This is a genomic window from Rhodovastum atsumiense, assembly GCF_937425535.1.
GTDB classification, from domain to species: Bacteria; Pseudomonadota; Alphaproteobacteria; order Acetobacterales; family Acetobacteraceae; genus Rhodovastum; species Rhodovastum atsumiense.
In genome coordinates this window covers 5079448-5102631 of record NZ_OW485601.1, presented here as the reverse complement: position 1 = coordinate 5102631, position 23184 = coordinate 5079448, and the positions used below count along the sequence as shown (strand labels likewise).

Annotated in this window: 22 protein-coding genes; 2 read left to right on the top strand and 20 right to left on the bottom strand. The window is 69.9% G+C overall.

All coding sequences use genetic code 11. The features are described 5' to 3' along the window. Window positions 1–26: 26 nt before the first annotated feature. A complete protein-coding gene (gene ffh / locus NBY65_RS22985; protein WP_203330697.1) occupies window positions 27–1403 on the bottom strand; it encodes a signal recognition particle protein in 1377 nt (458 codons plus the stop codon). A 315-nt stretch (window positions 1404–1718) separates the two neighbouring features. Between ffh and NBY65_RS22980 the strand changes: the two genes are divergently transcribed. Further along, on the top strand, window positions 1719–2552 hold the full coding sequence (locus tag NBY65_RS22980) for a metallophosphoesterase family protein (RefSeq protein WP_150044535.1): 834 nt from the start codon (window positions 1719–1721) through the stop codon (window positions 2550–2552). Between the two features lie 52 nt (window positions 2553–2604). Next, complete coding sequence (locus NBY65_RS22975; protein WP_203330698.1) at window positions 2605–4065, top strand: S10 family peptidase; 1461 nt, start codon at window positions 2605–2607, stop codon at window positions 4063–4065. Window positions 4066–4087: 22 nt separating this feature from the next. Here NBY65_RS22975 and NBY65_RS22970 read toward each other — a convergent pair whose 3' ends face one another. From NBY65_RS22970 to mdcB, 19 genes are all read right to left on the bottom strand, one after another. Beyond that, window positions 4088–4507, bottom strand: a complete 420-nt coding sequence (locus NBY65_RS22970; protein WP_150044537.1) for a MaoC family dehydratase — start codon at window positions 4505–4507, stop codon at window positions 4088–4090. Next, window positions 4504–5613, bottom strand: coding sequence for an acetyl-CoA C-acyltransferase (locus NBY65_RS22965; protein ID WP_150044539.1), 1110 nt, complete (start codon window positions 5611–5613; stop codon window positions 4504–4506). The genes NBY65_RS22970 and NBY65_RS22965 overlap by 4 nt, the downstream gene beginning before the upstream one ends. Continuing rightward, on the bottom strand, window positions 5610–7076 hold the full coding sequence (locus NBY65_RS22960) for an AMP-binding protein (RefSeq protein ID WP_150044541.1): 1467 nt from the start codon (window positions 7074–7076) through the stop codon (window positions 5610–5612). Before NBY65_RS22960 ends, NBY65_RS22965 begins: the two co-directional genes overlap by 4 nt. A gap of 3 nt (window positions 7077–7079) precedes the next feature. Next, window positions 7080–10067: a molybdopterin-dependent oxidoreductase gene (locus tag NBY65_RS22950; RefSeq protein WP_150044543.1), complete on the bottom strand. Its 2988-nt coding sequence runs from the start codon at window positions 10065–10067 to the stop codon at window positions 7080–7082. Between the two features lie 165 nt (window positions 10068–10232). Next, on the bottom strand, window positions 10233–10796 hold the full coding sequence (locus NBY65_RS22945; protein ID WP_150044545.1) for a biotin transporter BioY: 564 nt from the start codon (window positions 10794–10796) through the stop codon (window positions 10233–10235). Next, complete coding sequence (locus tag NBY65_RS22940) at window positions 10736–11449, bottom strand: energy-coupling factor transporter transmembrane component T family protein (protein WP_150044547.1); 714 nt, start codon at window positions 11447–11449, stop codon at window positions 10736–10738. The genes NBY65_RS22945 and NBY65_RS22940 overlap by 61 nt, the downstream gene beginning before the upstream one ends. After that, the gene (locus NBY65_RS22935; protein ID WP_150044549.1) at window positions 11446–12123 is read right to left on the bottom strand and encodes an energy-coupling factor ABC transporter ATP-binding protein; all 678 of its coding nucleotides are present in this window, start codon (window positions 12121–12123) and stop codon (window positions 11446–11448) included. The genes NBY65_RS22940 and NBY65_RS22935 overlap by 4 nt, the downstream gene beginning before the upstream one ends. 184 nt (window positions 12124–12307) lie before the next feature. Next, complete coding sequence (gene madM / locus NBY65_RS22930) at window positions 12308–13066, bottom strand: malonate transporter subunit MadM (protein WP_150044550.1); 759 nt, start codon at window positions 13064–13066, stop codon at window positions 12308–12310. Between the two features lies 1 nt (window position 13067). Next, entirely contained in the window at window positions 13068–13451 is a 384-nt protein-coding gene (gene madL, locus NBY65_RS22925; protein ID WP_250265767.1) for a malonate transporter subunit MadL, read from the bottom strand. 71 nt (window positions 13452–13522) lie between these two features. Next, complete coding sequence (locus NBY65_RS22920) at window positions 13523–13732, bottom strand: biotin/lipoyl-containing protein (protein ID WP_150044554.1); 210 nt, start codon at window positions 13730–13732, stop codon at window positions 13523–13525. A 3-nt stretch (window positions 13733–13735) separates the two neighbouring features. Continuing rightward, a complete protein-coding gene (gene mdcG / locus NBY65_RS22915; RefSeq protein WP_239003097.1) occupies window positions 13736–14500 on the bottom strand; it encodes a malonate decarboxylase holo-[acyl-carrier-protein] synthase in 765 nt (254 codons plus the stop codon). A gap of 2 nt (window positions 14501–14502) precedes the next feature. Next, a complete protein-coding gene (locus NBY65_RS22910) occupies window positions 14503–15606 on the bottom strand; it encodes an acyl carrier protein (protein ID WP_250265730.1) in 1104 nt (367 codons plus the stop codon). A gap of 24 nt (window positions 15607–15630) precedes the next feature. Next, entirely contained in the window at window positions 15631–16524 is an 894-nt protein-coding gene (gene mdcE / locus NBY65_RS22905) for a biotin-independent malonate decarboxylase subunit gamma (RefSeq protein WP_150044560.1), read from the bottom strand. A 36-nt stretch (window positions 16525–16560) separates the two neighbouring features. After that, window positions 16561–17517 carry a biotin-independent malonate decarboxylase subunit beta gene (locus NBY65_RS22900; RefSeq protein WP_150044562.1) on the bottom strand — a complete coding sequence of 319 codons (957 nt, stop codon included), beginning with the start codon at window positions 17515–17517 and terminating at the stop codon, window positions 16561–16563. A gap of 13 nt (window positions 17518–17530) precedes the next feature. Then, a complete protein-coding gene (gene mdcC, locus NBY65_RS22895; protein WP_150044564.1) occupies window positions 17531–17848 on the bottom strand; it encodes a malonate decarboxylase acyl carrier protein in 318 nt (105 codons plus the stop codon). Between the two features lie 16 nt (window positions 17849–17864). Continuing rightward, window positions 17865–19538 (bottom strand): malonate decarboxylase subunit alpha, encoded by a 1674-nt coding sequence (gene mdcA, locus NBY65_RS22890; RefSeq protein ID WP_150044566.1) that lies wholly within the window; start codon window positions 19536–19538, stop codon window positions 17865–17867. Window positions 19539–19568: 30 nt separating this feature from the next. Beyond that, complete coding sequence (locus NBY65_RS22885; RefSeq protein ID WP_150044568.1) at window positions 19569–20423, bottom strand: biotin--[acetyl-CoA-carboxylase] ligase; 855 nt, start codon at window positions 20421–20423, stop codon at window positions 19569–19571. A 52-nt stretch (window positions 20424–20475) separates the two neighbouring features. Then, window positions 20476–21684: a Na+-transporting malonate decarboxylase, carboxybiotin decarboxylase subunit gene (madB, locus tag NBY65_RS22880; protein ID WP_150044570.1), complete on the bottom strand. Its 1209-nt coding sequence runs from the start codon at window positions 21682–21684 to the stop codon at window positions 20476–20478. A gap of 172 nt (window positions 21685–21856) precedes the next feature. After that, window positions 21857–22786, bottom strand: coding sequence for a triphosphoribosyl-dephospho-CoA synthase MdcB (mdcB, locus tag NBY65_RS22875; RefSeq protein WP_150044572.1), 930 nt, complete (start codon window positions 22784–22786; stop codon window positions 21857–21859). Between the last annotated feature and the right edge of the window lie 398 nt (window positions 22787–23184).

Sequence of the window (23184 nt, the reverse complement as noted above, 5' to 3'; positions counted from 1 at the left end):
CCAGTGGATCGGGTTTGAAACCGTGCTCAGAACGGGCGGCGGTTGCCGGGAAGCAGGGCCTGCAGGCCGTGGCGCATCAGCCCCTTCTGCCCCAGCTTGCTCACCCGTTTCATCATCGCCGACATCTCGTCGAACTGCTTCAGCAGCCGGTTGACGTCCTGCACCGAGGTGCCGGAGCCGGCAGCGATGCGCTTCTTGCGGCTGGCCTTGATGATGTCGGGGGTGCGCCGCTCCTGCGGCGTCATCGAGGAAATGATGGCGGACTGGCGCTTGAACACGGTCTTGTCGAGGTCGGCGGCCCCGGCCGCGTCCAGATGCGCCTGCAGCTTGCCCGCCCCCGGCAGCATGCCGATGATCGAGGACAGGCTGCCCATCTTGTTGATCTGCTTGATCTGCTTGGCGTAGTCCTCGAGGTCGAACTTGCCCTTCGCCATCTTGCGGGCAAGCTTCTCGGCCTCTTCCTGCTCGATCGTTTCGGCCGCCTTCTCGACCAGGCCGACCACGTCGCCCAGGCCGAGGATGCGTCCGGCGACGCGCTCGGGATGGAAATCCTCCAGCCCCTCGATCTTCTCGCCGGTGCCGACCAGCTTGATCGGCGCGCCGGTGATCGCCCGCATCGACAGCGCCGCGCCGCCGCGGGCGTCGCCGTCCATGCGGGTCATGACGATGCCGGTGACGCCGACCGCCTCGTTGAAGGCGCGCGCGGTGTTCACCGCGTCCTGGCCGGTCATGGCATCGACCACCAGCAGCGTCTCGGCCGGAGAAGAGGCGGCGCGGATCGCCTTCACCTCCTCCATCATCTCCTGGTCGATGGACAGGCGGCCGGCGGTGTCGAGGATGACGACGTCATAGACCTCGCGCCGCGCCGTCTCCATCGCCCGCTGGGCGATCTGCAGCGGGGTCTGGCCGGCGATGATCGGCAGGCTCGGCACCCCGGCGCGCTCGGCGAGCTGCTGCAACTGCAGCTGTGCGGCCGGGCGGTAGGTGTCCAGGCTGGCCAGCAACACCTTCTTGCGCAGCCGCGAGGCCAGGCGCAGCGCGATCTTGCCGGCGGTGGTGGTCTTGCCCGAGCCCTGCAGGCCGACCATCAGGATCGGGATCGGTGCGGTGGCGTTCAGGTTGAGCGGCACCGCGCCGGCCCCGCCCAGCTGCTCGACCAGCACATCGTTGACGATCTTCACCACCTGCTGGCCGGGAGAGACGCTGTCCAGCACCTCCTGCCCGACGGCGCGCTCGCGCACCTTGGTGATGAAGTCCTTGACCACGGGCAGGGCCACGTCGGCGTCGAGCAACGCCAGCCGCACCTCGCGCAGGGCATCGGTAACGTCGGCCTCGTTCAGCGCGCCACGGGCACGCAGGCCGTCGAAGACACCCGAAAGCTTGCCGGACAGGTTTTCGAACACGCGAACCCCAACACCATGCGCGCCGGTGCGCGAACCTTCGCGGACCGGCGGTGATCGAAGGGGGCGCTTATGGCGGGCGGAGGCGCCGGAGTCAAGGAACCGCCGCGCCCGGGGCGCTGCCCCGGCCCCGGCAGGAGGCTCCGCCTCCTGCACCTCCGCCAAGGGCCGCAGGCCCTTGGAACCCGAAATGGGGTGCAGGGGCCGATGGCCCCTGCCGGAGTCCAGAGGCGGAGCCTCTGGCGGGGCCGGGGCAGCGCCCCGGAACTGGCGCGTCCGGCGGACGCTGAGCGGCATGTCAACTCACGGAGGAATCCCGTGACCTTCATCGCGCATCTGACCGACCTGCATTTCGGCGCCGAGGACCCGGCCGTGGTGTCGGCGCTGAGCGCGGAGCTACGAGCCGAGCCGCCGGATCTGGTCGCGGTCAGCGGCGACCTGACCATGCGGGCCCGGCGGCGGGAATTCCGGGCGGCCCGGGCCTTCCTCGACGGGCTGGGCGCGCCGGTGCTGGCGGTGCCGGGCAACCACGACATCACCCCCTTCGCCCTGATCGAGCGCTTCCTCGACCCGTACGCGCGCTGGCGGCAGGAGATCGCGCCGGAAACCGAGCCGGCCTGGTGCAACGGCCATGTCGCGGTGATCGGGCTCAACACCGCGCGGCGCTTCGGCGAGCACATGGACTGGTCGCGCGGCCGGGTAACAAGCAAGCGGCTGGGCGGGCTCGGGGCCAGGATGGAGGCGCTGCCGCCCGAGCTGGTCCGCATCGTGGTGGCGCACCACCCGCTGGTGCCCCCCGAGGGCGGACCGCGGGTGACGCTGGCGGGGGGCGCGCGGCGGGCGCTGGCGGCGATGACGCGCCACCGGGTGCGGCTGGTGCTGGCCGGGCACCTGCATCGCGGCTATGCCCGGCTTGCCTCGGCGGCGATCGATGCGCCGCTGATCGTGCAGGGCGCCACCTCGACCTCGGTGCGGCTGCGCGGCGAGCCGAACGCCTATAACCGCATCCGCATCGGCCCCGACGGTACCCCGGTGCTCACTGTACGGGTGTGGGACGGCCAGGGCTGGACCACGCGGGCGCGCCCGGGCGAGGAGCCGGTGGGCAGCGAGGACACGCTGCGGGCGCGGGAACTCGGTGTTCCCGGGGCATGAAGCCCCCCTGGAAACCGGGCTATGCTGGCGCTTCCTGCCAACGGAGACGCGCGTGCGGTTTGTTGTTGCCCTGGCGGCCCTGCTGCTGGCCTGTCCTCTCCCTGCCCTGTCCCAGCACGCCCCGCCCCCGGCGGAGCTGGGCGAGGCCCGGCCGGCGCTGCCACCCAATGCCGTCAGCCGCCACCGCCTCGCCCTGCCGGGCCGGACGCTGGCCTTCACCGCCACCGCCGGCGCCATCCGGCTGAGCGACACGCAGGGAAAGCCGCAGGCGGAGATCGCCTTCATCGCCTACACGCTGGACGACGCCGACCCGCGCACCCGCCCCGTTGCCTTCGCCGTCAACGGTGGGCCGGGCGCGGCCTCGGCCTGGCTGCAGCTCGGCGCCATGGGGCCGTGGCGGCTGGCGATCGATGGCGTGCCCTCCCCCTCGGCCCCGGCGCTGCCGGTGCCGAACGCCGAGACCTGGCTCGACTTCACCGACCTCGTGTTCCTCGATCCGGTTGGCGCCGGCTACAGCCGGTTCGCCCGCGACGACGCGGAGCTGCGCCGGCGGCTGTGGTCGGTGGACGGCGACATCACCGCCCTGGCCGCAACCATCCGCCGCTGGCTGGCCCAGGCCGGCCGCGAGGCCTCGCCCCGGCTGGTGGTAGGCGAAAGCTATGGCGGGTTCCGCGGGCCGCTGCTGGCGCGGGCGCTGCAGCTCACCGAGGGCTTCGGCGTGGCCGGGCTGGTGCTGGTCTCCCCGGTGCTCGACTTCGAATGGCGGGCGCGCGGCACCGATCCGCTGTCGCTGGTGCAGCGCCTGCCCTCGATGGCGGCGGTGGCGGCGCAGGCGGACGAGCGCGGGCTGGACCTGGAAGAGGTGGAAACCTACGCCGCCGGACCGTTCCTGGCCGACCTGCTGCGCGGCCCGCGCGACAGCGCCGCGGTGGAGCGGCTGACCGCGCGGGTGGCGGCACTGACCGGGCTCGATCCGGCGCTGGTGCGCCGCCGCGCGGGGCGGATCGACCTGCAGACCTTCCTGCGCGAACGCGCCCCGGGCCAGGTGGCCAGCGCCTACGACGCCACCCTGCTGGCGCCCGATGCGGCGCCGGAAGTGGCCTGGAACGAACAGCCGGACCCGGTGCTGGACGGGCTGCGCGCGCCGCTGACCACGGGGATGCTGACAGTGTACGGCTGGCTGGGCTGGCACCCGGACGGCGCCTACCGCGTGCTGAACGACGAGGTGTCGCAGGCCTGGGACTGGGGGCACCGGCTGCGCCGGCCGGACGCCACCCGGGCCCTGCGCGAGGTCCTGGCGCTGGATCCGGCGCTGCGGGTGCTGGTCGCGCATGGCCGCGACGACCTGGTGACCCCCTATTTCGGCACCAAGCTGGTGCTGGCGCAGTTGCCGCAGATCGGCGCGCCGGACCGGGTGCGGCTGCTGGTCACGCCGGGGGGACACATGGCCTATCTGCGCGACGACGCCCGCAAGGCGCTGCGCGAAGGGGCACGGGCGCTGCTGGAACGGTGAACGATCCCCTGCCCGGCCTGACTCAGACCATATAGACATCCGTGACGTCGGCGGTCAGGGCGACGGCCTCGCCATGCAGCACCCGGCAGGCCGTCTCCACCCGCACCAGATCGCGGGCCGGCGTCACCGCCGCCAGTGTCGCCGCCAGATGGACGCAGGCACCGACCGGCACCGGACGCCGGAAGCGCACCGCCCGATACCCGGCGAGCAGGCTCCGCCGGCAGTGCCCGACCCGGAACAGCGCCTGCAGGAAGCGGGGTAGCTGCGCCAGCAGCAGGTTGCCCGGCACGATCGCATCCGCGCCCTGATGGATCGGGTTGCCATCGCCGCAGAGGGCCAGGAAAGCCTCGACCATCGCGGCATCGACCACGAGCCCACTCGGGCTGCGCTGCTCCTGGCCGATGAACCTCCCCAGTTCCGCCGGCGTCGCCACCGTGATCATGCGGACAGCAGCAGGGCGCTGCCGAGCCCGCCGGCGGCGGCGATGGCGGCAAGCCCCACCGCACCGGGGGCATCCGCCTGCAATTCATGGAACAGCCGCACCGCCAGGATCGCCCCCGACGCGCCGATGGGGTGGCCACGGGCCAGCGCGCCGCCGCCACGGTTGCAGCGCGCCGGATCGAGGCCGATGCCGTCGCGGCACGCCATGGCCTGGACCGCGAACGCCTCCATGATCTCGCTGACCGCGATCCGCTCCGCCGCGACCTCGCAGCGCGCCAGCAGCGCCCGCGCGGCGGCGATCGGGGCCAGCGCGGGATGAACGGGATCGCCGGCGCCACGCACGCCGCCGAGCAGGCGCAGCGCCCGCCCCGGATGCCGGCGGGCCAGCGCCTCGTCCACGACCAGCACCGCGGCCGCCGCATCCGCCTCGACCGCGACGGTGGCCGCGGTCACGCCGTGCGCCGCATCCCCGGCCAGCACCGGCAGGCGCGCGCAGAGACGCCGGGTCAGCGGACGGGCGAAGGCATCCCGCTCCAACCCCGCCAGCGGCACCAGCTCCGGATGCCTGGCCCCGAGCGCCCGCCTGTGGCTGGCGATGGCGTAGTCCTCCTGTCCGCAGCGCGGGACACCGCGCAGCGCGGCAAGCCCGGCGGCGGCCTCGATCATGTCCGGATCGCGCTCCGGCCACGGCGTGAAGGGGGGACGCGCGTAGCTCTGCGGGGCCTCGGCGGGATCGCGCGGCCGGCGCTGGCGGATCGGCGCGCGGCTGTAGCTTTCCAGCCCCCCGGCGATCACTGCCCGCGCCTGCCCCGCCGACACCAGGGCGGCGGCCAGCAGCACCGCGTCCAGCCCGCCGCAGCACTGCGTGTCGATGGTCATGGCCGGCACCGTCTCCGGCAGGCCCGCGAGCAGCGCCGCGACCCGCGCCGGATTGCCGCCGCCATACAGCGCGTTGCCCAGGATCACCTGGTCCACACCGGCATCCCCTGCCTCGGCGCACAGGGCCTGGATCACCGGCGCGGCCAGTTCCGCCGCCTCCAGCCGGGCGAAGGCACCGTGGCGCGGCGCCACCGGGGTCCGGCGGGCGGCGATCACCCAGGCGCTCATGACAGCGGATCGCCCTCGCCGGCGGCGATGCGCCGGCGGATCGCGGCGAAATCGGTCTTGCCGGACGGGGTGTAGCTCCATTCCGGCAGCAGCAGATAGCGCTGCGGCACCTCGTGCGGCGGCAAATGCGCCCGCAGGCCGGCGACGAGGTCGCGCCGCGCCGGCACGGCCTGCGGGCAATGCAGCACCGCAACCAGCCGCTCGCCGCGTTGCGCATCCGCAAGCCCCAGCACCGCCGCCGCGGCAACGGCGGGGTGCGCCTGCAGCCGCGCCTCGATCGCCTCGGGATGGATGTTCTTGCCCGAGGAAATGATCATGCGGCTGGCGCGGCCGACGATGTGCAGGAAGCCGGCCGCGTCGAAGCGGCCCACATCGCCCAGCGAAACCGCCGCGCCGGCCCGCAGCAGCGTCGCTTCCGCTTCGGTGGCATAGCCCAGGAAGCACAGCGGGCTCTCGACGAAGACGAGGCCGGTGGCCCCTTCCGGCAGGCAGGTACCGTCGTGGTCGCGGATCGTCACCCGCACCCCCGGGAACGGGCGACCGACCGACTCCGGCGGGGCGTCCTGCTCCGGACCGGTCATGGCAATGAAGCTGGTCTCGGAGGCGCCGTAATATTCGCAGAACCGCGCCCGCGGGAACTGCGCGGCCAGCGCCACCCGCCGCTCGGGCGGGAACTTCGCCCCGGAGGAATAGATCAGCCGCACCGCCGCACAAGGCTGCCGGCCGGCCTCCATGACCATTTGCAATTGTGAGGGCACGCCGTACAGCACGCTGGCCGCGCCCGCATCCAGCAGGCGCCGTGCCGCGCCGGCGGCGAAATGGCGGCACAGCGTGATGGTGGCGCCCGCGTGCACTGCCCGCAGGAAGGCATAGAGGAAATTGGAATGCACCAGGCTGCCGAGCGCGAGCACGCCATCGGTGGGGCCGATCGGCAGGATCGCGTCGTCGCCCCGGAAACTCTCCAGCCAGGACAGCTGGTGACGACGGAATCCCTTCGGCATTCCCGTCGTCCCTGACGTGAAGCCGACATAGAACGGCGTTTCGGCAGCCGGCTCGGGCAGGCGGGTGAGATCCCGGGGCGCGTCGAGCGCATCGGCGACGGCGGCAAACCCCAGCCTGGGCGGCAGGACGATGCCGTCGGCGCCGACCAGCAGGCCCGGACGCAACTGCGCCAGCACCGCCCGCCGCGTCTCCGCCGGCCAGGCAGGATCAAGGATCTGCACCTCGCGCCCGGCGCGGATCGCGGCCAGAATCAGCAGGAACAGCGCGGGCTCGTTCGGCAGCGCCATCGCCAGGCCGCGCCCCGGCGGGATGCGCCCGGCCAGGAACGCCGCGAGGCGATGCACCGTCCCGTCCAGCGCGGCCCAGGTGATCGCATCCTGTTCCCAGCGGATCGCGATGCCGTCCGGCGCGCGGAGCGCATGCCCCGCCAGGGGGGCGGTGATGCTGCCGGCGGCTGGCATGGCTCAGTCCTCGTGAAACGTCGTGAACCCGTCCACCGGCACGCGGGCGGTGCGCAGCGCGTTCTCCGGCCGGGTGGTGTCCTCGTGGCCGAGCGCCATGCCGGCGAGCAGGATCTGCTCCTCCGCCAGCCCCAGTTCGGCGCGGATGACCTGGTGGTGGCTGGTGAAGGCGGCCTGCGCGCAGGTGTGCAGGCCGAAGGCCCGCGCCGCCACCATCACGTTCTGCATGAACATGCCGCAATCGAGCCAGCTTCCGGCGCCAAGGCGGCGATCGAGGGTGAAGAACACCCCCACCGGCGCGTCGAAGAAATCGAAATTGCGATGATGCTGGCGCTGCATCGCCGCGGTGTCGCGCCGGCCGATGCCCAGCAGGCCGTACAGCTCCCAGCCCAGTTGCCGCCGCCGCCCCAGATAGGGCTCGAACCACTGCCGGGGATAGTAGTCGTATTCCGCCGGCACCTCCGGGTCGGGCGCCGCGGCGGCGGCCTGCAGCGCCGCGCAGAGCCGCGCCCGCGCCGCCCCCGTCACCACATGCACCTGCCAGGGCTGGATATTCGCCCCGCTCGGCGCCCGCGCGGCGGCGGTGAGGATCCGGGCGATGGTCTCGCGCGGCACCGGGGTCGGCAGGAAAGCCCGCACCGAACGGCGGCTTTCGATGGCGGCGAGGACGGGATGCTCCATGCGGCTCTCCGGCTGCGGGGACGTCACGATGTCCGGCGGGGTGAAGGCACCGGGCGACGACGGCGGGCCGCGCCAGGGTTCCACATCCACCAGGACGCTGAGCCCGACCGGGGCCTGTGACAGGGCGGAACTGCCCTTGTCCAGGGTCAGCACGTTCGGGTTGCCGTGGCGGTCGAGCCCGTCCGGGCCGGGATCGTACCAGGCGCCGGTGGCAAGCTGCACCACCCCCGGCATGACCGCCTCGCTCAGCACGGCGCCGGCGAGGCAGGCGCCGCGATCGTTGAACAGCCGCACCGGCATGCCCGCGGTGATGCCGCGCGCGGCGGCATCGGCCGGATGCAGCCGGACCGGCTCGCGCCCCGCCACCTTGGCGGCGCGGCTGACGCTGCCATGGTCGTACTGGCTGTGCAGCCGCGTCGCCGGCTGGTTGGACACCAGATGCAGCGGGAACCGCGCCGCCGCCGGCGCGCCCAGCCATTCCGAGGGCGGCAGCCACGTGGCATGGCCCGGACAATCCGCCAGGCCGAAACCGGCGATCGTCTCGGAATACAGCTCGATGCGGCCGGACGGCGTGGCCAGCCGCGCGCCATCCGGATCGGCGCGGAAGGCCCCCAGCAGGTCCGGCCCCGGCGTGGGTGTCGGCAGGCGCGCCTCGCCCTCCCGCCAGAACCGCTCGAAGTCCGGCAGATCGTGCCCATGCGCCGCCGCCCGCGCGCGCGCCTCGGCGTAGAGCTGGCGCACCCAACCCATCTCGTCGCGTCCTTCGGTGAAGGTCGCGCCGAGGCCGAGCCGGTCGGCAATGCCGGCCAGGATGGCGAAGTCGCTGCGCGCCTCCCCCACCGGCGCCACCAGTTGCCGCATGGCGAAGAGATGCCCTTCGGTGGTGGCGATGCCAAGGTCGTTGCGCTCGGCCGAAGTGGTGCAGGGCAGCACGATGTCGGCATGCCGGGCCAGCGGGTTCCACCATGGCTCGTGGACCACCACCGTTTCGGGTCGGCGCCACGCCTCCACCAGCCGGTTGAGGTCGGAGTGGTGGTGGAACGGATTACCGCCCGCCCAGTGGACCAGCCGGATATCGGGATAACGCAGGCGGCGCCCGTCATAGGCGAAGGACTCGCCCGGATGCAGCAGCATGTCGGCAAGCCGTCCCACCGGGATGAAATCCACCACCTGGTTCTCGCCCTGCGGCAACGCAGGCCAGGAGAACGGATGCGGCGTCAGCCCGACGCGGTTGCTGCCGCCATAGCCGAAGCCGAACCCGCCGCCGGGCAGGCCGATCTGCCCCAGCATGGCGGCGAGCGTGATCGCCATCCACAGCGGCTGTTCGCCGTGCTCAGCCCGCTGCAGCGACCAGGCGACCGTGATCATGGTGCGGTTGGCCGCCATGCGCCGGGCCAGCGCCCGGATCGCCGCCGCCGGCAGCCCACAGATTGCGCCAGCCCAGTCGGCATCCTTGGGCTGGCCGTCCGCCGCCCCGGTCAGGTAGGGTAGGAAACGCTCAAAGCCGGTACAGCAGCGCGCCAGGAACGCGGCGTCGTGCAGCCCCTCCTGCCACAGCGTATGCGCCAGCCCCAGCATCAACGCGGTGTCGGTGTTCGGCCGTGGCGCCAGCCACTCCGCGTCCAGGTCCGCCATCGCGTCATCACGGATCGGACTGATGGTCACGAACGCCATGCCGGCGGCGCGGCAGCCCCGCAAGGCATCGGCGATGCCATGTCGGCCGACGCCACCGGCGGCCACCTGCGTGTTGCGCAGTGGCATGCCGCCGAACATCACCATCAGCGTGGTATGGCGCCGCAACACCGGCCAGGGCGTGTGCGCGCCCACCAGCCCGTCCAGGCTGCCGATCACATGCGGCAGCAACACCTCGGCGGCGGCGTAGCTGTGGGTGTGGCTGGAAGCGGTAAAACCGCCGCAGGCATTGAGGAAACGATGCAACTGGCTCTGGGCGTGGTGGAACCGCCCGGCACTGGCCCAGCCATAGGAGCCACCGAAGATGGCGCTGTTGCCATGCACCCGTCGCACCCGGTCGATCTCATCGGCAACCAGCGCGGTCGCGGTCTCCCAGGAAACCGGCACGAAAGCCTCGCGCCCACGCCGCGCCCGGCTGGCGCCACGGGCACGCAACCACCCCTCGCGCACCATCGGCTGGCGGATGCGCAACGGATCGGCCAGCGCGCCGGGGATGGACTGGCCGATCGGCGAGGGAGCGGGATCACCGGGCAACGGTGCCAGCGCCAGCAGCCGGCCTTCCGCGACCGTTGCGTGGTAGGCGCCCCAGTGAGTGAACAACACGGCTTCGTCCGGCATGGTGCCCTTGGCGGGGCGTTGCCCCGCCCCCCACCAGGAGGCTTCGCCTCCTGGACCTCCACCAAGGGCTTCGCCCTTGGAACCCATTCTGTGCCGCGCAGCGCGAATTGGGGTGCAGGGGGCCCCTGCCCCCTGCCGGGTCGAGGGCGGAGCCCTCGCCTTCCCTTACGCTGCCCGACGGATCAGTGGATAGGACCGCCGCACCGTCACCGCAACGGCCGCGGCAAGCCCCGCCTTGATCAGATCCCCCGGAATGAACACGGCCGACCCCATCGCCACCTTCTCCAGCGGCAGATGCGCCACCACCGCCACCCAGGGAATGCCGATGGCATAGCATACGACGATGCCGCCGATGACGCAGAACAGGAAGGAAGTGACCGGCCGCAGTGTGGCCCAGAAGCGTTCGTGCAGCGCCCCGACCACGACCGCGCCCACGACCCAGCCCAGCATGAACCCGGCACTTGGCCCGAAGAACACGCCCAGCCCGCCACGCCCGCCCGAGAGGAGCGGCAGCCCGAGCGCCACCAGCACCAGCAGCAGCAGGATCGCCAGCCCGCCGCGACGCGCGCCGAGCACGGCACCGGCCAGCATCGGCCCCAGCGACTGCGCGGTCACCGGCACGCCGAGCATGGGCACGACGAAAGGCGGAAAGATCGACAGCGCCGCGGTCAGGGCAGCGAAGAGGGCAATGTAAACGACGTCGCGCGTGGTGAATCCGGCTGCGGACATGGGGATTCCTGTTGACGGGACTCGGGGTTGCGGGAAGGCGACGGCACGGGCGCGTCCTCCACGCCGCCGGAGCGTGCCTCGATCGCATCGGCGACGTCGCCGGCCATGCGCAGCGTGCGGACGATCAGCGGCAGCAACAGCGCCAGCGGGTTGCGGTCAAGCCCGCGGGCGCGCTGGGCGTCGCGGATCTCGCGCGCCTGCTCGGCGATCACCGGAATGAAGCGCAGCGCCAGCGAGATCGCCAGTGCCACCTTGGCCGGGTTCACGCCGAAGCGGGCGAAGGGTCCAAGCCCTCGTTCCAGCGTCGCGATCATCGCCTCGGTACGCGTGGTCCGGGTCACCAGGTCAGCCGCGAGCACCAGGGCAGCGAGGCGCAACACCACCAGCAGCCCCAGTTGCCACGCCTCCATCACCCATTGCGCGAGAAAAAGTACCCCGAGCAGCCACAGCAGCGGCCGCAACTGGCGCAGCGGCACCAGCGGGGACAGCCGCGCCACCGGATACAGCAGGACCACCCCGGCGAAGGCCGCGAGCATCGCCCGCCAGTCCTCGACCAGCACCAGCCCCGTCCCCGCCACGGCCAGCGCCAGCAGCTTGGCCGCCGCCGGCAGGCGGTGCAACACGGAGGACAGGGGGGGCGGCGCGGTCCTCATTGCATGCGCCGCCGGTAGAAATCGAGCGCCGGCGCGGGCAGGTCGTCGGCCACCACCCGGCCCTCGTCGAACACGATCACCCGGTCGAAGCGCTCGAGCAGGCCGAGGTCGTGGGTCACCACGATCGCGGTCTGCGCAAGCCCGTCGATGACCCGCGCCACCATGCGCGCGTTGCGCAGGTCGAGCAGCGTGGTCGGCTCGTCGAACACGACGCAATCGGGCTCGGTCACCAGCACGCCGGCCAGGGCGAGCAATTGTTTCTGCCCGCCCGACAGCGCATGCGCCGGATGGGCGCGCAGGGACAGCAGGCCGTAGCGGTCGAGCACCGATTCGACCAGCGCCTCGCGCCCGGCGCGGGAGAGTTTCAGGCCGCGCAGCCCGAAGGCCACGTCCTCTTCCACCACCGGCATGACGATCTGGTTGTCCGGATTCTGGAACACGAACCCGACCTTGCGGCGCACCGCCTTTCCCTCGTGAGCGGTGTCGAGGCCGTCCACCAGCACCTGGCCGGCGCTGGGCAGCAGCAGCCCGTTCAGCAGGCGGGCGAAGGTGCTCTTGCCGGAGCCGTTGCCGCCGACGATGCCGATTCGCCGCTCGGACAGCACGAGGTCGATGCCACGCAGGGCTTCGAACGCCTCGAAGCGTTGATACACCGAGCGAACCTCGATCCGCATCCTGGTCATCCGTTCCGCCGCCCGTGGGGCCGGCGTGGTAAGTGGGAAGGGAGCGTGACGCCCCCTTCCCCTGTGTGGCTTCAGGACCCGCCGGAGGCAAGCGCCTTGAAACCTTCGATCAGTCGTCTCAAATGGTCTTGGTTACTGGCAGGCGCCCTGTCCGGACCTCTTTTTGCGGAGAGTCTCAGCCGAACAGGGCCTTGAGCACCATGTAACCGACCGACGGCACCAGCAGGCATCCCAGCCCGGTGTAGAAGGTCGCGGTGAGGGCACCATAAGGGACCAGCTTCGGATCGGTGGCAGCCAATCCGGCGGCTGTGCCGCTTGTGGTGCCCATCAGCCCACCGAACACGGCCGCGGCGGCCGGGGTGGTGATGCCGGCGGGCTTGGCCAGCAGCGGCGTCAGGATCATCACGGCGATCGACTTGACCACGCCCGCGGCGACCGACAGGGCAATCACCTCGGAGGAAGCACCGAGCGCGGTGCCGGTCACGGGGCCGACGATGAAGGTCGCGGCACCGCCACCCAGGGTGGCCATGTCAACCGGGCTCGTATAGCCGAAGGCGGCGCCGAAGGCGGCACCCACCGCCACCGAGAGCGCGATCGAGACGAACAGCGCGATGGTGCCGGGCAAGCCCGCCTTCTTCAGCTCCTCCAGCTTCACGCCGAAGGCGGTGCTGACGATGGCGAAGTCGCGGAACATCGCGCCGCCCATCAGGGCGAAGCCCGAGAACAGGCTGACGTCGGCGATGCCCTTCTTGCCGCCGGTGTACTTGCCGCCGACATAGGCCAGGACCAGGCCGAACACGATGGCGATGGCCGAGCCGTGGATGCGGTTACCGGTCGCCTTGCCCAGATGGCCGGAGATCCACATGATCAGGCCGACAAAGACGAAGGCCGTGATCAGCGGGTATTCGAGAAGGAAATGATAGAGCACGGTCATGTCACACTTCCTCCGCGATCTTGGCCGAGGCCTCTTTCGGGCTGAGCGCCGCGAGCGGACGGATCAGCAGGAAGCCGAGCGCGACGGGGGCGAGCCCGAGGATGAAGGCCAGCGCCCCGGACCCGAAGGCCGCCAGGATGTTCTGCGACGCGGCCATCGCCACGACGATCGGGATATACATCCCGTTCCAGAACATGATGCCGCCCTCGGCCAGCTTCGAGAGCTTGCCCTGGTCCATCAGGCGCCGGGAGATGATCACCAGCAGCAGCATCGCGATGCCGACGCCGCCGATATTGGCATCGATGCCGACCAGGTAGCCGATCAGGTCGCCCGCCAGGGTGCCGATGAGCATGCAGCCGCCCATCAGCGCGAGTCCATAAATCACCAAGTCACGTACCCCATTTGGAGGTTCCGGTGATGCGGCGGGGACGGGGCACCGTCCCCGCCGCCACGATCTCACTCGATGGTCATGATCACGCCGCCGGGCTTCAGGCGGTCGCCCGCCTTGACGGCGATCGACTTCACCGTGCCGTCGGCCGGCGCCAGCGAGTTGTTCTTCATCTTCATGGCCTCGACCACGGCCACGACCTGACCCTTGGTGACTGCGGCGCCGACCTCGACTTCGAGGGAGACGATCACCGATGGCATCTTGACTTTAACGTCCATGACTCATTGCTCCGTTGGTTGGAAGGTTGTGGGGGCGCAACGCCCCGGAAATTGCCATGAGGATACGCGATCTTCTTCACGGTCCACATGGTTATTAAACAATGCGCTTTTATCTGTAACAAAAACGTTGTGTATCGTTTTAACAAGAACAGAAATATTGCGAGAACAATATTCTTCCAGCTTCACGCCGTATCTTTGATTTACGTCAATTTCGACATCTATTTTGCATTCGTTCTGGCTGGAGATTGCCTGGATGCCTTCCCAGAACGTCTCCAGACCTTGCGGCTGGGTGGCGGCGACGACGATGTCGAGATCGGAGTCCGGGCGCAGGTAGCCCCCGAGCCTGGTCACCGCCTGCAGCGCCGCCGAGCCGATCAGCCCCACGGGCAGGCCGCAATGCCGCGCCAGCCCCGCGATCTGCGGCAGCGCCGGATGCGGTGGCCCCGACTGTGCCAATGCCTCGCGCATCACCTGCCATGGATCGAGGATGGAGCGGACCTGCCGTGGCGAGACCAGCACGGCGGCGCGCACGCGCTGCTCGCCCACGCGGACGGGAAAGGCGAAGCCGAGCTGGCCCTGGCAGGCGCCGCAGGGCCGGGTCGGCCGCGCCACGATGCCGGGCACCAGCCCGGTGAGGAACAACCGCGTCACCTGCGACTCGATGTCGCGGTGGCGCATGACCGGCGGCAGGGCCGCGATCAGCTCCGGCAGCAGCGCGGGCAACGCCGCCAGGGTCGGGAAAGCCAGGACGTGGCGCCGCTCGAACATGGTCACCGCCGCTTCGTCCAGGCCGGGTCGGTCTTGGCGTGCGACTGGAACGCCATCTGCGCCCGCAGCAGCGCATCGAACAGCCGCGTGGCCACCGGTCCCTCGATGACGATCGGCGGCTCCGCGCGCGGCGGCGCCCCCGGCGTGCCCGGCACCAGTTCCAGCCGCGTCGCCGCCGCCCCGGTGACCAGCCCGGGCGCGACCTTCACCACGCGCCCCTTGATGCGCAGGATGGAACGGGCGGCTCGCTCCACCGTCGCGGCGGCCGTGGCCGTGGTGTGCGTCACCACCACCTCGTATTCGGGATAGGTGCGTTCGCGCCGGTAGGTGATGATCCCGCCCTCGCGGTCGCAGACATGGCCCGACTCCGAGACGAGGAAGCTGTCGCCGGTCGGCAGCCCGCCCGCGACCAGTTCCCGGTACGCCGGGCCGCGCGGCGAGGCCACCAGCGCGATGTCCTCGCGCAGCGCCCGGCCATCGAGGGTGAGCCAGCCGAATTCCTGGCAGCCATAGAGATCGTGCACCGCATAGCCGAAGCGGCGCGCGACCGGCAGCAGCTCCTCATCCAGCGGCGTGCCCGCCGTCACCAGCAGGCAGGAGCGCGGCAGATGCGCCGCGAGCCCCAGCGTCGCCGCCTGTTCCAGGCTCGCGCGCAGGAACGAGGATTCGCCGAGGATGATGCGCGGCTGCTCGCGGCAGGCCGCCACCAGCAGCGCATCGCGGCTCGAGCGGGCCAGGAAGCCCCATTCGATGCCGCATTGCCGCAGCGCCTCGGCGGAGAAGACATTGACCAGGGGCGGATAGGTGACGAGCATCCGCGCCCCCTGCCCCACCCCCAGCCGCGCGAAGATCTCCCGGGCCACCGTGCAGCGGTCCGGGATCTCTTCCTGCGTCACCCCGACGATGTTCTGGAACGCCGAGGAGCCGGTCGTGAAGGTGACATAAGCCAGGTTGAGCGGCGTATGCACCTCTTCGATCACATGGGCCGCGGTCGGACCGGCGATGCCTTTTTCGGCAAGCCCCCGCCGCGGCATCTCCGCGAGCGTGGGCGCGTTGCCGAACAGCATCAGCGCCTGTTCCAGGGCATTCAGCGCGTCGTCTGACATCACCGGTCCTCCCGCCTGCCCCGTTCAGCGCGCCGGGGCGTACTTGTCCGCGACCGCCGCGAACTCCTGGTTCATCAGCGCCATCACCTTCGGACGCACCACGCGGCCCTTGCGGTCGGCGCCGAGCGCGCCACGGCCCCACGGGCCGAGCGTGTCCTGCTGCCCGGCCGCCTTGGCCGCGCGGATCGCCTGGATGTGCCGAGCGATGGCCGGACGCATGCCCTCGATGCTGTCGACCAGTTCCTCGACCCCGCCGAGAGCATGGAAGAAGCGCGGGCCGGCGGCGAAGACCGGGTTGCCCTTGGCCAGTTCCTGCAGGGTCTCCAGGTCCTTGCGGATGATGCGCGAGACGCTGGTCAGCGGCATCACGTGGATCATCGTGCCGAAATTGGCATCGAGCGACAGGATGTGGTCGGCCTGCAGCCCGTGGCAGAGGAAGGCACCGGAGATGGCGCGGCCGATCACCATGGCGACGATCGGATGCCCGGCCAGCCGCGCTTCCGCCAGCGCCAGCTGGTAGGCGCCGGTCGCCTTGTTCATGCCGAAGATTTCCTCGACCTTGCCCGGGCCGTTGCCTGGGGTGTCGACGATCAGCACCAGCGGGCGCTTGCCTTCGAGCGGCTTGTCGGAATCGGCGGCGAGGGTGGCATAGACGGCCTGCGCCATCTTGTAGCCTTCCTCCATGCCGATGATGCCGGCGTAGACGACCGGGAACTTCTCGTTGAAGGCCTCGGCGTCGCTGGCGATGATCGTGCAGGTCTGGCCATCAAGCTGCGCGGTGCCGACAACGGCGCCCGGCCCGAAATCGGGGTCCTCGAAGCTCTTGGCGCCAACCTGGCCTTCGGCGAAGGAGCCGGGATCGACGATCAGGTCGATCGCTTCCCGCCCCTTCCCCATCATGGTCTGCTGCTCTTCCATGGAATCTCTCCTGAAGATCGGGTGTGCGTGGCGGGATCAGACCTGCAGCCGCTTCGCCAGGCCGAGGAACTGCTCGAGCGGCAGGTCGGTCAGCGCGGCGGGGTCGGGGTTGCCGGCACGGGCCCAGACGTCGCGGGCATCCTTCGGCTGCATCTCGGCGGCGAGCGCCACCGCGCGCAACTGCCGTTCCACCGCTGCCGGCGAGCCGATGCGGCGCAGCTTCTCGAACTCCGCGACCGGCAGCACGGCCAGTTGGGCAAGCTGGGCACGGAAGGCGGCGATGCTGTCGGCGACCAGGAAGTTGCAGTCGCCCATGAGGTACTTGTGCTTGCCGCCGGTGGTGCGGAAGACCAGGCCACGGTCGGAGGCGTCGAATTCCTCCTTGCCCATTTCCTGCTCGATCACTTCCGGCCCGGTCAGGCCGAGGCGGCCGAACTCGCTCATCACGATGGCATCGGTGGCGGCGGCGACGAAGCCCATGCCACCGAAGCAGCCGACCTTCGATCCGATCACCGCGACCACCGGCACCTTGCCGCGCGCCTTCTGCAGCTGGTCCATCACCTCGGCATGCGCGAGCAGGCCGGCGTTGGATTCATGCAGCCGCACGCCGCCGGTTTCGAAGGAGATCACCACCATCGGCTTCTCGGCATCCGTGAGATCCGGATGCTTCGCCACCAGTTGGTCGTGGAACTCGGTCGCCAGCCGGATGGTGTTGGCCATCTTGGCGCCGCCGACCTCGCCGACCGAGCCACCGATGAAGCGGCCTTCCTGGGAGACGACGAAGATCGGGGTCTTGCCGATGCGGCCGACGCCGGTGACGATGCCGTCGTCGAACTGCACCGCCTCGCCCAGGGCTTCCAGGTGCGGGCTGAAAAGCCGGTCGAACGGGCCGGCCAGTTCGGTGAAGCTGCCGTCATCGACCAGGCCGAGGGCCCGCTCGCGCGCGCTGGATTCAAGGAAGCTCCGCTCCTGGAGCGCTTTCCAATCGGGCATGTTTCCGCCCTCCTTACTTGCCGGACGCTTCGGACAGGGCCTGGTTCAGACGCAGCAGCACCACGGCGGGGGTGGCGTTGTTGTCGTTGATCTCGATGCGCGCATTCGCCAGCGCATAGCGGCCGACGAAGCCGTTCAGCACGCGCTGCCACAGATCATCGAAGCCCACCACCGGGGTGACGATGCGTACCTGTACCGAACCGCCGAGATCCTGCGGCGTCATCAGCACTTCCATGTCGCCCGAGCCGGCCACGCCGATATGCGCCGACGCCGCCAGGTTCGCGGTCGCGGCATCGAGGTGGATGTCGAATTCGAGTGTGTTGAGAGCCATGATGTCTCTTCCCCTCTTACCAGTTCCGGAACCGGGCGGGCGGGTTGTAGAGGCCGCCGGACCAGGTCACGAGGTCGCGGATGCTGCGCGCGGCCAGCAGCGAGCGGTCGGCACGGTTGCGGTTGACGCCGAGATCCTCCGGCGTGCGGACGATGCCCGCCTCGCGCAGCCGCTTCGTCTCCTCAGGCTTCGCCGCGAGGCCGAGCTCGGTATAGCCGGCCACGGCGCGGAGCGCCGCCATGCGGGAGTCGATGTCCGGGCAGCGGTTGAGGTAGGCGATGCCTTCCTCGGTGACGACATGCGTCAGGTCGTCACCGTAGATCATCACCGGCGGCAGGTCGAGTTTCGCGTTCTTCGCCAGTTCCCAGGCGTCAAGCCGGTCGACGAAGACCGGGGCACGGCCTTCGCCGAAGGTCTCCACGCCCTGCACCACCAGCCGCTTGCCGCGCGGCATGTCGCCGAGCACCTGGTTGAGCGTGGGCATTTCCTGGCCGCACTTCAGCCAGCTTTCGGTGACGTGGCGCCGCCCCTTGGCATCACAGCCCATGTTCGGTGCGCCGCCGAACCCGGCCACGCGGCTGGCCGTCGCCGTCGAGGAATTGCCGAACTTGTCGATCTGCAGCGTGCCGCCGATGAACATGTCCAGCGCGTAGTGGCCGGCGGTCTGGGCGAAGGCGCGGTTGGACCGCAGCGTGCCGTCGGGGCCGGTGAAGAACACGTCCGGCCGCGCCGCCACGTAGTTCTCCATGCCCAGCTCGCCGCCGAAGCAGTGGATGGTATCGACCCAGCCCGACTCGATCGCGGGGATCATCGTCGGGTGCGGGTTGAGGATCATGTGGGTGCAGGCCTTGCCCTTCAGCCCGAGTTCCTCGCCATAGGTCGGCAGCAGGAGTTCGATGGCCGAGGTCAGGAAGCCGATGCCGTGGTTGATCCGCTTCACCCCGTACTCGGCGTAGATGCCCTTGAGGCAGAGCATCGCCAGCAGGATCTGGGTGTTGGTGATCAGCGCCGGGTCGCGAGTGAACAGCGGCTCGACGAAGAAGGGCCGCGGCGATTCGATGACGGCGTCGATCCAGTCGGCGGGGATGTCCACGCGCGGCAGGGTGTCGACGATTTCGTTGACCTGCGCCACCACGATGCCCTGGCGGAACTTGGTCGCCTCGACGATGGTGGGCGTGTCTTCCGTATTGAAGCCGGTATAGAGGTTGCCCTTGCGGTCGGCCTTGAAGGCGCAGATCAGCGAGACCCGCGGCGTGAGGTCGAGGAAGTAGCGGGCGAACAGCTCCAGATAGGTGTGGATGGCGCCGAGCTCGAGCTTGCCCCCGCGGATGAACTTGGCGACGCGGCCGGCCTGCGGGCCACCAAAGGCGAAGTCCAGCTTGCGGGCGATGCCGTTCTCGAACAGGTCGAGATGCGCCGGCAGCGGCACCGCGGACTGCACCATGTGCAGGTCATGGACCTTGGCGCGATCGACCTTGTTCAGGCACTCGGCGAGGAAGTCGGCCTGCTTCTGGTTGTTGCCCTCGATGTTGACGATGTCGCCGGGGCGGATGATCGCCTCCAGCAGCGCCACCGTGTCCGCCGCGCGCACCTGCTTGCCCGCGCCGATGAACTGCGCGGCGGCGGCCATCCGCCCGGCCGTGTCGGCGGCGCGGTGGTCCCATTTCTTCTCTGTCTTCGCGTTCAACATGGAACGACCTCTACCTTGCTTCTGAATTCGTCATGCCTGGACCGGCGCGCGCGCCGATCCGGATTGCCTCGTCGCCAGCGAAATTTCTCCGTAGTGAAGCCGATGCGTGACCCCGTCCGCGTCGCGGACGCAGAGGGCGCCGTCGGCACCGAGATCGGTGGCGACGCCGCAGAGCCGCGTGGAGCCGGCCTGCAGCGCGATGCCGCGGCCGAGCGTGCAGGACCGTGCGATCCAGGCCGCGCGCACCGGGGCGAAGCCGTCGCACTCCCAGATGGCCTGCCAGTCCTCGAGTTCGTCGAGGATCGCGTCGAGCAGGGCGAAGCGGTCCACTTCGCAGCCTGCCTCGGCTGCGACCGATGTCGCGAGACCGCGCAGATCCTCGGGAAAATCCATTGGGGCCAGGCCAACATTGAGGCCGATGCCCACGATCACGTAATCCAGGTCGCCCTCGGGCGTCAGCGCCAGTTCGCTGAGGATGCCGCACAGCTTGCGGCCACGGGCGAGCAGGTCATTCGGCCATTTCACCTCGGCAGCGACACCACTCACCCGGGCGATGGCCGCCGTCACCGCCACCGCGGCAACCAGCGTGGCCTGGTAAATCTCTTCGATCGGCCGGGAAGGCCGCAGCAGCACCGACAGGCAGAGCCCGCCGCCGGGCCGCGAGAACCACACGCGCTCGCCCTTGCCGCGGCCGCTGGTCTGGTGATCGGCCACCACCACGGTGCCGGCCGGGGCACCGGCAGCGGCGAGGTCCGCGATCAGCCGGTTGGTCGAGCCGGCTTCGGCGAGATGGTGGATCACCTGCCCGATCCCCTGCCGGCGTTCGAGCCAGGCGAGGCGGGGCATGTCGTGGGCCGGATTGGCTTCTGGGACTGGCGTTTTCATTGTTGGCGTCTTGGAACCTTGCCCGGCGCCGCATGGCGCCGGGCCGGGCCGGTCAGTGAACCAAGTTGATCGTCGAGGCGAAGACGCCCACGGCGATGGCGGAGACGATAACACCGCAGATCGAGGCGCCCATGGCGAGCGGCATGATCATCGCGTAGGGATTGGCATGCTCGACTTCGTGCTGAGCGATCTTGGCGGTCGAGGGCACGCAGGAGACGCCGGCAATGCCGATCACCGGGTTGAAGGTGCCCTTGGTCCACCACCACATCAGCCAGCCGCCGCCGAGGCCGCCGAGGGCGGAGAAGAACAGCGCGGTGATGCCGAGCACGACCAGCAGGCCGACGCGCGGATCGAGCAGCGTGCTCGCCTCGCACAGCACGCCGAGCACCAGGCCGAGGAACAGCGTCGAGCCATAGGTGATGGTGTGCTCGAGCAGCTTCTGGTACGGCTCGATCTCGGCTTCCTTCACCGCCACGCCGAGGAAGAAGGACAGGATCAGCGGGGTGGCAACCGGCAGCAGCAGGCAGAGCAGGCCGGCGGCGATGATGGTGAAGGTGAACTTGGCCTTCTGCGAGACTTCCGGGAACTCGAACTCGGTTTCGATGGCGCGGTACTTCTCCGGCACCAGCCAGCGCACCAGGTACGGATAGCCCGCGTAGGTCAGCGAGAGATAGAGATAGGCGATGATCGAGATCGGGACGAAGATGTCCTTGGCCATCATCAGCGAGCCGAACAGCACCATGGGGCCGTCGGCGCCGCCGATCGAGCCGACCGCGGCTGCCTGGCCGGGCGTCAGGCCGCAATAGTAGCCGATCACCAGGGTCACGAAGGTGCCGAGCTCGGCGAAGATCGCGATGGTGATGCTGGCCCAGGGCCGCGCCAGGATGAAGGAGATGTCCGCCATGGTGCCGATGCCCATGAACAGCAGGCAGGCGACCAGCGAGTTGACGAAGGTCATGTTGTAGATCGGCTGCAGGAAGTCGATCTGCATGATGTTCAGCAACTCGACGGGATCGGACACCATCGGCGCGATCACCAGCGTGCCGATCTTGCCGCCCTCGAGGATCATCACCCCGGCATTCACCGCCATCATGCCAAGGCCCATGGGGACCATGATCAGCGGTTCAAGGGTGCGCTTGAAGCCAAGATAGGCAAGGAAGAAACCAAGGACGATCAGCGCGATGCGCGCGAAGGCGATGACCGGTTCCTGGATGAAGAGTGTTCCGATGCCCGGAAACACACTGAACAGCTGTGACAACATGGCGATGGGGTCTCGTGGGTTAATCGCTGGTCGGCATGGCCTTGGAGATGCCGACGATCACGGCGATGACTCCATAGGAGATGACCGCCGTGATCAGATAGGCCAGTAAGGCGTAGACGATGATGTTCATGGCATCCTCATTCGTGAAATTTTCCAGTCATTGTCGGGATCTTTACGAACCGCTCACGCGCGCCACGCGCCCCCCGTTCAGGAGGGTGTGGACCCCCACGGTGACCGCGAGCAGGTCGGCGGAACCACCGGGGCTGAGATTGCGGCAGATGCACTCGGCCTCCAGCCGGCCGATGGCGGCCATGCCATCGTCGGTCAGGGCACCGCCGCGGCGCAGGATGGCGGCGGCGGTGCCGCGGATGAAGGCGAGCGCATCGCTGCCACCGCGCCAAAGCAGCGTGGTATCCTCGGTCACTGCCATCAGCGAGATCAGCGTGTGCAGGAAGGCCGTCTGCAGCGAGGCCCCGGCGGCGTGGGCTTCCGCCAGCGCCGGCAGTCCGGCATCGAGCACGGTGGGGAACCCGGCCTCGGCTTCGCCACGGATGCCCAGCACGCCATAGCGCTGGTACAGCCATTCGCCCGCGGTCGCCGGTTCGCGCCCGGCGCAGCCGGCGAGCTCGCGGGCGCACAGTCCCTGGGTCATCTGCGCGGCGGTGGAAAACAGGCTTTCAGCATCAAGGGAATTTCGGTTCCGTGCGAGCAGTCCCGCGACGGCGCTGAGCACGCCGGCAGAGAACAGCAGCCCGCGTTGCGTATTCACGCCGCCGGTGGCGGCGAGCAGCGCTGCCTCATGGGTGCGACCGATCTCGCGCACGCGCGGCAACAGCGCAGCGGGCGCGCCTGCATGGACCAGCCCGGCCTGCGCGCACAGATAGAAGCACGGCGCGATCGCGGCCGAGGAAACCATGAAGGTTTGCAGGTCCATGTCGCCATGCGCGCCGTTCGACAGCGGCGTGACCAGACCCGGCTTGGGATGCGTGCAAACTTCGAGCAGCGCGCCGGCAAGAAACGAACTGCCGATCATCCACGCCAGCGATTCAGGCGGGACCTGGATCCTCCCGCTGGCGACGGCGTCGTTCGGTGCAGCCTGCATGGACGCTCACCCGACACGATGCTGGCCGGCCGCATCGCGCGGCAGTGCCAGATCCGGCCCCCCACGCCCGCAGGCCGCGACATCGCGACACGGGTCAGGGAACCTTCAAGGGTTCACCGTCACAAAAGCACTGGATCACGTGGCGATTCACGGGCTGAGCAGCGCCGCAGACACCGGCGCCTCTTGCACCGGACTCGATGCCACCCATGTTCACGTCGCCCCACACCGGGGCTTCACATCCCCCCGGGACACCCACGAAGGGACCGGAGGATCACGGGAACTTCATTACTCTGATTTTACCAATGCGCCATACGCGATTTTGCGCATGGCCGCCGTCACCATATCGCCGGTGCACCGTCCCGTGGCGGACGACGACCGGCGATGGCGCAACGGAACGA